The sequence below is a fragment of the Kaistella sp. PBT33-4 genome (assembly GCF_029194425.1).
In the GTDB taxonomy this organism is placed as follows: Bacteria; Bacteroidota; Bacteroidia; order Flavobacteriales; family Weeksellaceae; genus Marnyiella.
In genome coordinates this window covers 582,892-594,791 of record NZ_JARFYL010000003.1, presented here as the reverse complement: position 1 = coordinate 594,791, position 11,900 = coordinate 582,892, and the positions used below count along the sequence as shown (strand labels likewise).

Below are 11,900 nucleotides of genomic sequence, written 5' to 3'. Positions count from 1 at the left end.
GCGAAAGCGGGAGAGTAGGTCGCCGCCAGTTTTTTTTCATCCGCCTCGGCGGGACACAATCCTCAATCACACACGTGGTTGGGGATTTTTTTGTTTGGTGGAATAAAGAACAAAGAACAAAGAACAAAGAGCAAAGACTTCAGATATGAGAGGTTAGAGGTTAGAAGTTAGAGGTTAGAAGTTAGATATGAGGGTTTAGAAGTGAGATATGCCTGTTTAATCTGCTTACAGCTTACAGCTTACAGCCTACAGCTGATGGCTGATGGCTGACTGCTGACCGCTGATGGCTGACTGCTGGCCGCAGAAACCGATCACCAGTCACCAGTCACCAGCCACCAGTTAGAAGTGAGATATGAGAGGGTAGGCTGCTTACAGCTTACTGCTTACAGCTTATTGCTTACCGCTGATGACTGACTGCTGACCGCTGATGGCTGACTGCTGGCCGCAGAAACCAATCACCAGTCACCAGCCACCAACGGCCAACGGCCAGTTAGAAGTGAGATATGAGAGGTTACGCTGCTTACAGCTTCCTGCTTACCGCTTCCACCAGCTATATGCCCGCTAAATGCTGACCGGAAGACGCAGAAACCAATCACCAGTCACCAGTCACCAACGGCAGTTAGAAGTGAGATATGAGAGGTTAGGCTGCTTACAGCTTCCTGCTTACAGCTTACTGCTTACAGCCTATATAAGCTATCGGACCGCGGGCCGCACTAGTCACCAATCACCAATCACCAGTCACTAGTCACCAGCCATCACAAATCAAAAAACCACTCCTTGTGCGGGAGTGGCTCTGTTAGGTCGGCTGAATAATTACACCTGAATAACGCCCAAGTTGAATTTTTCAGTTATGGGCGCGTGATCTGCTGCCTCAATACCCATTGAAATCCACTTGCGCGTCTCCGTTGGATCAATGATGGCATCTGTCCAAAGTCTTGCTGCGGCATAAGTAGGTTCTGTCTGCTTCTTATAACGCTTTGAGATGGTATCCAGAATCTCCTGATGTTCCTCTTCCGTAATTTCTTTTCCCTGCTTCTTCAGAGTCGATTCCTGGATTTGTGCCAATACTTTGGCAGCCTGCGATCCTCCCATAACCGCCAGGTCTGCCCATGGCCATGCCACGATCAGCCTGGGGTCATACGCTTTGCCACACATTGCATAGTTTCCGGCTCCATAGGAATTTCCGGTAATTACGGTGAACTTCGGAACAACAGAGTTGGCAACCGCATTAACCATCTTAGCACCGTCTTTAATAATACCACCATGCTCAGATTTGGATCCCACCATAAATCCTGTTACGTCCTGAAGGAAAATTAACGGGATCTTACGCTGGTTACAGTTAGCGATAAAACGCGTGGCTTTGTCCGCAGAATCAGAATAAATTACTCCACCAAACTGCATTTCACCTTTACCGCTTTTTACCAGTTTACGCTGATTAGCTACAATTCCTACGCTCCAGCCATCTATTCTGGCTGTTGCGCAGATGATGGTCTTGCCATAATCCGGTTTATATTCTTCGTATTCGGAATTATCCACCAGACATTTTATTATATCAGCAGTGTCATACTGATCTGTTCTGGAAACAGGCATAATTCCGAAAATATTCTCAATTTTCTCCTTTGGTGGTGCACTTTCAATTCTGCTGAATCCTGCTTTTTCGTAAGATCCAACAGATTTCATAATATTCTTAATCCGGTTTAATGCATCCGCATCATCTTTGGCTTTATAATCGGTCACACCTGAAATCTCGCAGTGTGTTGTTGCACCGCCGAGTGTTTCATTGTCTATATTTTCCCCAATTGCTGCTTTTACAAGATAGCTTCCGGCTAAGAATATAGAACCGCTTTTATCCACTATCATTGCCTCATCACTCATAATCGGCAAGTATGCGCCACCCGCTACACAACTGCCCATCACTGCTGAAATCTGGATGATTCCCATAGCGCTCATCTTGGCATTGTTCCTGAAAATACGTCCGAAATGTTCCTTATCCGGAAATATTTCGTCCTGCATAGGCAGATAAACTCCTGCAGAATCCACAAGATAGATGATTGGTAACCGGTTTTCAATGGAGATTTCCTGTGCACGTAAATTTTTCTTGGCGGTAATCGGAAACCAGGCACCTGCCTTCACGGAAGCATCGTTGGCCACCACAAGGCATTGTTTTCCTGAAACATAACCCATGACAACAACTACGCCGCCACTGGGACAGCCGCCATGTTCTTCATACATTTCAAATCCGGCAAAGCCCCCAATCTCTATAGATTCACGGTCTTTATCCAGAAGATAATCAATCCGCTCACGGGCAGTCATTTTACCCTCCTGTCTCATTTTTTCCAGACGTTTTTCGCCGCCACCTTTTTTAATTTCGGAAAACTGACGGTTTATTTCGGAGAGTTTAAGTTTGTTTTGATCTTCGCGTTTATTAAATTCTAAGTCCATATAAATTTTTCGGTGCTTAAAGATAGCCATTTTCACCTAAAACAGTTGGGAAGAGAGCTCGTGCATTAATGAACTGATGTTGAGTGTGATATGTTAAAAATATTTAACATAATAGTTTTGAAATACTGACAATAATAGCACAATTTTTGCGTTTGAAATAATAACTGAAATCCTGCAAAGGGTACAGTTACAATCCCTAGTTTATTTTTTTAATAGTTTATTAATTGAGGACCCCGGAAGTTTAGTTACTTCCGGGGTTTTCAATGGAGGTTAATGTTACATTTCACCGTCATTGGCGTGTGAATAAAATTTCGGCATCTGCCAGTGGTACTTCACCGCCAGCGTCCTGATGACAACAATGAGTAGTATGGTGAAAATTTGAATAAAGGTGAAGGACATGTCGGTGAAATGGAGCATAAGCAGAAAAGTGCCACCGCCCAGGATACATGCAGTTGCATAGATTTCCTTTCGGAATATGAGCGGAATTCTGTTAAGCAAAGTGTCCCGGATTATTCCTCCAAAGCAACCCGTAATCGTACCAAGGGTTACACAGATTACAGGATGAAGTTGCGCATCCAGCCCTTTCTGAATACCGATTGTAGTAAAAAGTCCCAGGCCCAGACTGTCAAACAGGAAAAGGGTTACCTGAAATTTCTTGTCGAAATATTTAACCACAAAAGCCAAAACAGCTGCCAGGAAAATGACACTGCAGATAAAGATATCGTGCATCCAGAACACCGGTACACCCAGCAATAGATCCCGAACCGTACCACCGCCTACCGCGGTAATGAAGGCAATTATGAGGACGCCGAAAGGATCAAACCTCTTTTGCATAGCCGCAAAAGCGCCGGACATTGCAAAGGCAATGGTTCCGATGATTTCAATTGCAAAGTTAAAGTTATCGTGAATGTCCAAGTCCGTGACAAATAAGATTAGATGCGTACAGCCGGCGGAACCAGTAGTTTATAATCGCCGCGAAAAGTAATTATTTCCCTTACTATACTACTGCTGATAAAGGATTTTCCGGAAGATGTAAGGAGGAAGATTGTTTCAATCTTGCGGTCCCTGGTGAGTTCCCGGTTGGTTTGTGCAATGGCTTTTTCAAATTCAAAATCGGCGGGATTTCTAAGGCCACGTAAGATGAAGCTTACATTTTTGCTTTTGCAGTAATCAATGGTAAGGCCTTCAAAATGATCTACCTCAACATTGGGAAAGTCGCTGAATGTCCTTTTTATGAAGTCCATTCTCTGTTCCAGTGAGAACATATATTTTTTTTGGGAGTTCTGACCGATGGCGATAATGATTTTGTCGAAAAGGGGAGCTGCACGCTCCACAATATCATAATGTCCCAAAGTGATAGGGTCAAAGGAACCCGGGAATACTGCTGTTCTCATATTAATTATGTTTTTTATTGAGGGCTTTCTGCACTTCATTACCGCAGAGTTGCTGAATGGAAATTCCATAGATCTTTGCCTGCTGCGGCAATATGGATGCCGGTGAGAATCCCGGGTTGGTATTCATTTCCAGCATATAAGGCGTACCATCCATTATTATAAATTCGCTGCGTGAGAAACCACTCATTCCTAAGGATTCGTAGGCTTTTATGGCAATTTCTTCAACCTTCAGACGGGTGTCTGCATCCAAACGGGCCGGAGTGATTTCTTCTGAGGCTCCTTCGTATTTAGCTTCATAATCAAAGAATTCCTTTTGAGGAACGATTTCGGTAATTCCCAGTACGATGGTCTTCCCTTCGAAATCCACAACTCCAACTGATACTTCCATACCGTCCAGGGCAGACTCTATAAGTATTTCCTCATCCTGCTCATACGCAAGTTCAAAAGCTCTGTCGAATTCGTCAACGCTTTTGACCTTTGATATACCCAGCGAGGAGCCGCTCTGATTGGGTTTTACAAAGCAGGGTAGGCCAAGCTGTTCAACAATTGAGACAATGTCAGTCTTTTCTCCTTTTCTCAGGTAAATACTTTTTGCAGAAGGTATTCCATATTTGCCCAGTACCGCGAGTGTATCTTTCTTGTTAAATGTAAGTGCGCTCTGATAGAAACTGCAGCCGGTATATCTCTGGCCTATGATGTCCCAGTAAGCCTGAAGTTCACCGTTCTCGCCAGGTCTTCCGTGAATGATGTTGAAGCAGACATCAAATTTCACTTTATAACCGCTGTCCAGATCCACGCTGAAGTCTGATTTATTGATTTCTACCTTCACATTATGATCATCTACAAAGTACCACTTCTCTTTAAGGATCACTACCCTGTATACATTATAAAGTTCACGGTCCAGCGACTCGTAGATAAGTTGCCCGCTTTTCAGGGAAACCACGTATTCATCAGAATAACCGCCCATTACAACGGCCACATTTTTCTTGTCCATAATAAATCACACAGTGAGGAGGCAAATTTACAGAAATTGTTTATTTATAATCCGACAGCAGGCTAATTTAGTGACCTAATGTGCAGTAAAGGTACGCAGGCGCAGCTGATTGCAGTGAAACATTCTAAAATTATTATTTATATTTGCCGCTACATTTAAAGTAAAAACCATGCTGAAATCACTTTTCCATTGGAAAGTTCTGGTAAACCTTGTGCTGGCCGCAGTAATCTTCATCGGCCTGGTATGGCTGACCTTTCGCTGGTTGGAGCTCCATACCAATCACGGTAAGGAAATACCGGTTCCCAATGTAATGAACAGGTCTGTTCATGAAGCTATCAAGATCCTGGATGACCAGGGATTGGAATATAAGGTGGACAGCGGTACATATGATCCAAAGTACAAACCGTTTCAGGTACTTAATATGTTTCCCAAGCCGGGTTCCCGTGTGAAGAACGGCCGTATAATAGAAGTTCGTGTGAACCCGCGTACATGGGGTAAAGTTACTATTCCTGATATTCTGGACCGTTACAAAGGCCTGGCGTTCCGCCGTCTGGCGCAGGTGGGTCTTAAAGTCGGTGATACCATATTTGAGCCAAGCATACAGAGAGATGCAGTGATCCGAATGCTTCATAACGGCGTGGTAATAAAACCGGGCAGCCAGCTCCCCAGATTTTCCACCATTGACCTGGTGATCGGTGCAGGTCCGAAAAGGAATATTGCAATCCCAAACCTGGTGGGGCTGACAGTTGCTCAGGCGAAAGCCATCGTGGCCAATAATCTTTTTGAAATAGGTCTTGTGGAATACGAGGACGGTAAAGGTGATGATACTGATATAGTGTATTATCAGGATCCTGCAGGCGGCGACCTTCGTGACCAGGGGATGCAGGTAGACCTCTGGGCGAGTAAAAAATCGCCTGCTGAAATGAGCGGAAGGATTTCCCAGCTCAATTCCATGTACAGGGTAAAGATTGATACTACGCTTCCGCCGGTAAGGTATGAGGAAATTCCTGTTTATCAGGAGCCTACATTTGAAGCCCCACGCAGGCAACCCGCGGAACCGAAACCTGCAACTCCAACTTCGCCCATGAATACACCTGCGGAAAATACTTCAAAAAAACCTTCCAATAACTCTGGAACGGCTGTACCTAAGTCAGAACCTGCCAGCGGTAAACAACCATCTGCAACTCCTGCCAACAAAACTGCCGAAAAGCCCAAAGTAAAGAAAGTGGTGGAGTAATAGTAAATTACCGGGGTTTCAGCATCTGCGAAGCCTGTATTAAACTAATATGTTAGAGGATAGCGAAGAATTATTTGAAGAGGACTTGCCGGAATCCGAAGCGGATAGCGGCGAGAACAGTGGGCTGTTTGAACATCTGAGCATAAAGGTAGACAGAGGACAGGAACCTTTGCGGATAGACAAGTACCTGCTTAACTTCCGCCAGAATTCTTCAAGAAATAAAATTTCCCAAACCTGCCGGGCCGGCAATGTGGTTGTGAATGGGAGCGTGGTCAAGCAAAACTACAGGGTGAAACCCGGAGATGAAATCTCTGTTCTGCTGGCGCGTCCGCCGCGGGTAAATGTAGTTGTGCCGCAGGAAATTCCGATTAATATTATTTACGAAGATGACGACCTGGTTGTTGTAGATAAAGAAGCGGGAATGGTGGTTCATCCGGGCCACGGGAACTGGGACGGAACCCTGGTTAATGCCCTGGCGTTCCACTTTGAAAAGAACGGCGTAAAGTCCGATCTGGACCGCGTGGGTCTGGTTCACAGGATAGATAAAGATACCTCCGGGCTTCTGGTAGTGGCTAAGAACGAGTATGCACTTAGCTTTCTGGCCAAGCAGTTTTTTGACCGCAAAACAAAAAGGCTCTACTGGGCTTTTGTGTGGGGTAATATGGAAAATGATGAAGGAACCATTACCGGGCATATTGGGAGGCATCCGAAGAACCGTATGCAGATGACAGTGTATGAAGACGGGAGCCAGGGTAAACATGCAGTTTCCCATTACAGGGTGCTTGAGAGGTTCCGGTACATGTCCTGGATTGAATGCAAACTGGAAACCGGGCGCACCCATCAGATACGGGCGCATTTCAAACATATTGGTCATACCCTGTTTAATGACGAACGTTACGAAGGTCATATCCCGTTGCGCGGTGAAAACCTGCCCAAATACCGGCAGTTTATCAATAATGTATTTGAAATCCTGCCGAGGCATGCCCTTCATGCACATACTTTAGGCTTCGTTCATCCGGTTACAAAGAAGGAAATGTACTTTGAAAGTCCGATGCCTGCAGATATGGATGCCGCGGTAAAAAAATGGAGAAATTATTTAGAAAAATAAAAATATACCAATAAATTTTCTATATTTGTTCAACTGAAATCTTGATTTGTTATGAGAAAACTATATGCTGTTGTTTGTTTCGCCCTATTCTCTGGCGCGTACCAGGCACAGGAAACATTACCATATTATCAGCAATATCTGTTAGACGGTGATTTTCTTTTTAATCCGGCCCAATATGGTAAAACGGATGATGTGCACGTAAATGCAAACTATCAAAAACAGTATTCCTCATTCAGTGAGTCACCTAATGTGCAGTCTGTAGGATTGCATGCCAATATTTTCGACAGGGTGGGTGCCGGTCTTTCTGTTTTCAGAGATCAGAACGGGCCTATCAGCGCAGGTGGTATTACACTGGGAGCTTCCTATTTTATTCCTATCAGTGACGAAGGAACCAGGAAGGATCAGTTCTCTTTCGGTACAAGTGTTACAGCTTATAATATGAATTTTGATTATACCAAGCTTAATACAGACAGCCCAAATGACCCATTGCTTTCGGGCGAAAACAGCATCTTTATGATGTATGCCAATTTCGGTCTTGCGGCAACCTATAAAAACATCTTTGCAGGTGCATCGGTAAACGACATCGCATTAAGTAACGATGAAGCTATTGTAAATAACTACGAACCTTCTCCCATTAAGATTTTCCTTAATCTTGGATACGACTGGGAAATTACAGACGGAATAATCATTACTCCTTCTGCCCTTATGAAACTTGATACCAATTCATCCCTGATGCTGGACGGAAACCTTATGGGAACTGTAGCAACAGATTACAACAGATTCTCTGCCGGAGCAAGTTTCAGATATGTACAGAACAGATTTGACAACCAGACTTTAAGTATTGCACCCGTTGTGAAGGTAAATCTGAACAAAATTATGATTGGTGCTACCTATAACATCGGTCTTTCTGATATTGCCGAATACGGTGGTAACAGTTTTATGATCGGTCTGGGGTATAACTTTGATAACTTCATTAACGTAAGAGGTTACAGATATTAATAAACTACGATTACAATATTTTGGAGCTCCGGTAAAACGGAGCTTTTTTTTATGATTTACCTCCATATTCCATTCTGCAAACAGAAATGCAGTTACTGTAATTTTCATTTTTCCACTTCGTTACGCGGTAAAGAGGAGATGCTGCAGGCTATTAAGAAGGAATTATTTCTCAGGAAAGATGAGCTGGATAACAAAGTCCTGAAATCACTTTATTTTGGTGGCGGAACACCTTCGGTACTTACTGGGGATGAGATCAAAGGCTTAATTGATGAAGTGTTGAGATATTATTCCTTTGCGGATGATATTGAAATCACCCTTGAAGCTAATCCGGATGACCTTGACGGTATTTTTGTTAAAGAGTTGGCCTCCACCCCAATCAACAGGTTGTCTATTGGCACCCAGAGCTTTTTCGATGATGACCTGAGACTCATGAACCGCGCACACAATGCATCGGAAGCTGATGCCTCGATAAAGCGTGCGCAGGATTATGGTTTTGAAAATTTAAGTATTGACCTGATATACGGTTCGCCAACTTCCAGTCTTACCATGTGGAAAGAGAATCTTAACCGTGCGGTGGCCCTTCAGGTCCCTCACATATCGTCGTACGCGCTCACTGTGGAACCGAAAACTGCACTGGAAAATTGGGTGCGAACCCAAAAAATAACTGCACCTGCTGAAGAGGAGCAAAATGAGGAGTTTCACTATATGTGCAGTTTCCTTAAAGAGAGCGGATTTGAACATTATGAGATTTCAAATTTCGCCAAACCAGGTTTTCATTCCCGGCACAATGCTGCCTATTGGAAATACAAACCCTATTTGGGTATCGGACCGTCTGCGCATTCTTATAACGGTTTAAACAGGCGAAGCTGGAATGTGGCCAATAATGTACTCTATATTAAAAATCTTGAAGCAGGAATATTGCCTGCCGAAGCTGAACACCTTCAGGAAAAGGACCGTTTCAACGAAATGCTTATGATCGGACTGCGGACCGTTTGGGGTGTAGATTTGCACAGACTTAACCGGAATTTCAGTCCGGAAATTCTTCAAGGCTTTAATCAGGACGTTGCCCGTAAAATTTCTGAGGGAATTCTGAGGATCGAAAAGGACCACCTCTTTATTCCGGAGGAGCATTGGTTCATGGCAGACGGTATTGCTTCGGATCTCTTCGTACTTTAATAATATGGCTTAGGCAGAACCATATGGTTGGCACGTTTAAAAAATCGTTATTTTTGCAGTTAAATTTCCATTATCCTTGAAAAAGCAGAAAGAGGACTATTCCCACCTTCAGGCCAGTCAGCCTATTGGCATTTTCGATTCCGGCGTTGGCGGACTTACGGTTGCCCGGGAAGTAAAAAGGATGCTTCCGCAGGAAAACCTCATCTATTTCGGCGATACCAAGCATCTGCCTTACGGCGACAAATCACGGGATGCCATCATTGGATATTCAACAAAGATCACGAACTTCCTGCTGGAAAAGAACTGTAAAGCCATTGTAGTGGCCTGTAATACTGCTACTGCCAATGCGCTGAACCAGGTTCTGGACATTGTGGACCGAAAAGTTCCTGTAATCGACGTAATTCATCCTGTAGCCGAAAAAGTCGCTTACGAAATCCATAATAATGTAGGCGTAATTGCAACCAAAGCTACCGTAAGTTCAGGTCTTTACCGCAAGAGCATCCGTAAGCACAATAAATTCATCAAAGTGGATGAACTTGCAACACCACTTCTCGTTCCTGCGATTGAAGAAGGATTCAGGAACCATCCTATAACCAATGCTATTATCTATAATTACCTGAGTAACAGCAAGCTTAAAAACATTGAAACGCTAATTCTGGGCTGCACGCATTATCCGCTGCTTATGGCTGAAATAAGGCAGTTTTATGGCAACCGCGTTCGGGTCATTGATTCACCGAGTATTGTGGCTACCCAGCTGAAACATATACTGGACAAGCACCGTCTGCTGAACAGTGATAACGCCAGTCCGAGCTATGAATTCTTTGTATCTGACCTGACGAAGAATTTCGAAAAAATATCAAAGAAAATATTTGGAAATTCAATTAAGCTTGAACTAAAAGTGCTTTAAAAAATAAGCGGGGAAATGAGTCATCATCTCCCCGCTTATTTTTTTTTCCTGTTTAATTGTTATTATTTCTTTTTCAGATCCAGGTCTTCAAAGTCGAAGCTGAAATCGGTGATGTCGGAAATTGGTTTCAGTGTCGCAGTCTGTGCTTTGCCGTTCTCATCCAGGCTGAAATTGATGAAAGCGTCGGCGTCATAACTGCGGTCGTCCCATTTAATAATCATCACATTTGGAGTATACGGGATAAGTTCACCTTTCAAACGCGGCGAATTCTGGCAAACTATTCTGTAGGTTTTGCCGTCGTAGGTAATCTTAATATCGCCAAACCATTTGTCATTATAGGTTCCGGTAATCTGTTCCGGCCTGATCTGCTGATTTTTCAGTTTGGCAAACGCTGAAGATTTCGCAAACACTTCTTTCTTGCCTTTTTCTATTTCCGCATTGTATTTCGCCATACGGTCTCCATATGTTTTCAGCCAGTTCTGGTCGGGCATGCCCAGGTAAGAATCCTTAACTGTATTTGTAATTGTGTTGAAGGCGGCACCGCTTTGCTGGTTGGTAAGTACCACAATACCCAGTTTCAAATCCGGAATCAGTGTAAACTGAGTAACTGTGCCTATCAGCCCGCCGGTATGATAGACTTGCTTGTGTCCTTTCACGTCGGTGAGAAACCATCCCAGCCCATAGCCCGCAAAATTGGAATCATAGGTGTTCTTGAGTGCTACCGGTGTAGAGATCTGAAGATTCCACAGTTGCTGGATTTGTTTGTCCGAAACTAGTTTTTTGCCGTCTTTGGTGGTGAAGCCGTTCATCAGGAAATCAGCCCATGTCAACATATCTGTTATATTGCTGATGATGCCACCGGCAGCATCGGCGGTCTCGTTCCAATCGTGCGGAACCATAACTGCTTTACCGTTTACAGGCGCATGAGCATCTATGATGTTGGTTACTCCGGCCTTTTTAGCGCGGTTATAGGATCCGTAGCTGGCGTTCATTCCCACAGGTTTCAGAATTCTCTGTTCAATAAATTCTGCCCAGGTTAAACCTGAAATACGCGTAATTACCTCGCCGGCCACAATGAACATAATGTTGTTATAATCCAGCGTGGAGCGGAAACGGTTTTCGGGTTTCAGATACCTTACGTTATGAACTATATCCTTCACGGTAAGGTTTCCACCTTCCGGGAAGAACATAAGGTCGCCCTGGCCCAGTCCCAGTCCGGTTCTGTGCGTGACAAGGTCCTTTATTGTAACCTCATGAGTAAGATACGGGTCATACATCTGGAATTCCGGAATGTATTTGGTCACTTTATCGTCCCAGTTCAGTTTGCCTTCATCCGCCAGGATGGCAAGTGCCGTACCGGTAAAGCCTTTGGAGTTAGAGGCAATTCCCACCAGTGTATTTTGATCCATTGTCTTGCCGGTAGCAAGTGAGCTTACGCCAAAGCCTTTAGAATAGACTGTTTTTCCGTCTTTAATGATTCCTACAGACATTCCCGGAACGTCGAAAGTCTTCAGGGTATTTTGAATAAGTTCATCCAGTTTTTTTTCTTCCACCTGCCCAAAGGAGAGTAGGGAAAGTAGGATAAGCAGAAAGGAAAAGTTCTTCTTCATTGATAATAATTTTCTCAAAGATAACTGAATTCA

The 11,900-nt window shown here is 43.9% G+C and carries 10 protein-coding genes; 5 read left to right on the top strand and 5 right to left on the bottom strand.

What is annotated here, in order from left to right; genetic code table 11:
• Window positions 1-813: 813 nt before the first annotated feature.
• From P0M11_RS08830 to P0M11_RS08815, 4 genes are all read right to left on the bottom strand, one after another.
• Complete coding sequence (locus tag P0M11_RS08830; RefSeq protein ID WP_158063383.1) at window positions 814-2,442, bottom strand: carboxyl transferase domain-containing protein; 1,629 nt, start codon at window positions 2,440-2,442, stop codon at window positions 814-816.
• Between the two features lie 276 nt (window positions 2,443-2,718).
• Window positions 2,719-3,351: a trimeric intracellular cation channel family protein gene (locus tag P0M11_RS08825; protein WP_275625352.1), complete on the bottom strand. Its 633-nt coding sequence runs from the start codon at window positions 3,349-3,351 to the stop codon at window positions 2,719-2,721.
• A gap of 23 nt (window positions 3,352-3,374) precedes the next feature.
• On the bottom strand, window positions 3,375-3,836 hold the full coding sequence (gene coaD / locus P0M11_RS08820) for a pantetheine-phosphate adenylyltransferase (RefSeq protein WP_158063384.1): 462 nt from the start codon (window positions 3,834-3,836) through the stop codon (window positions 3,375-3,377).
• Window position 3,837: 1 nt separating this feature from the next.
• Window positions 3,838-4,830 carry a D-alanine--D-alanine ligase gene (locus P0M11_RS08815; RefSeq protein WP_275625327.1) on the bottom strand — a complete coding sequence of 331 codons (993 nt, stop codon included), beginning with the start codon at window positions 4,828-4,830 and terminating at the stop codon, window positions 3,838-3,840.
• A gap of 169 nt (window positions 4,831-4,999) precedes the next feature.
• Here P0M11_RS08815 and P0M11_RS08810 point away from each other — a divergent pair, with 169 nt between their 5' ends.
• From P0M11_RS08810 to murI, 5 genes are all read left to right on the top strand, one after another.
• Window positions 5,000-6,067: a PASTA domain-containing protein gene (locus tag P0M11_RS08810; protein WP_275625326.1), complete on the top strand. Its 1,068-nt coding sequence runs from the start codon at window positions 5,000-5,002 to the stop codon at window positions 6,065-6,067.
• Window positions 6,068-6,116: 49 nt separating this feature from the next.
• A complete protein-coding gene (locus tag P0M11_RS08805) occupies window positions 6,117-7,175 on the top strand; it encodes an RluA family pseudouridine synthase (protein WP_275625325.1) in 1,059 nt (352 codons plus the stop codon).
• 51 nt (window positions 7,176-7,226) lie between these two features.
• On the top strand, window positions 7,227-8,174 hold the full coding sequence (locus tag P0M11_RS08800; RefSeq protein WP_158063388.1) for a PorP/SprF family type IX secretion system membrane protein: 948 nt from the start codon (window positions 7,227-7,229) through the stop codon (window positions 8,172-8,174).
• 51 nt (window positions 8,175-8,225) lie between these two features.
• Window positions 8,226-9,350 carry a radical SAM family heme chaperone HemW gene (hemW, locus tag P0M11_RS08795; RefSeq protein WP_275625324.1) on the top strand — a complete coding sequence of 375 codons (1,125 nt, stop codon included), beginning with the start codon at window positions 8,226-8,228 and terminating at the stop codon, window positions 9,348-9,350.
• Window positions 9,351-9,426: 76 nt separating this feature from the next.
• The gene (gene murI, locus P0M11_RS08790; RefSeq protein ID WP_275625323.1) at window positions 9,427-10,257 is read left to right on the top strand and encodes a glutamate racemase; all 831 of its coding nucleotides are present in this window, start codon (window positions 9,427-9,429) and stop codon (window positions 10,255-10,257) included.
• A 62-nt stretch (window positions 10,258-10,319) separates the two neighbouring features.
• On the opposite strand, the gene P0M11_RS08785 is transcribed toward murI, so the two are convergent.
• Window positions 10,320-11,867, bottom strand: a complete 1,548-nt coding sequence (locus P0M11_RS08785) for a serine hydrolase (RefSeq protein WP_275625322.1) — start codon at window positions 11,865-11,867, stop codon at window positions 10,320-10,322.
• Window positions 11,868-11,900: the final 33 nt, after the last annotated feature.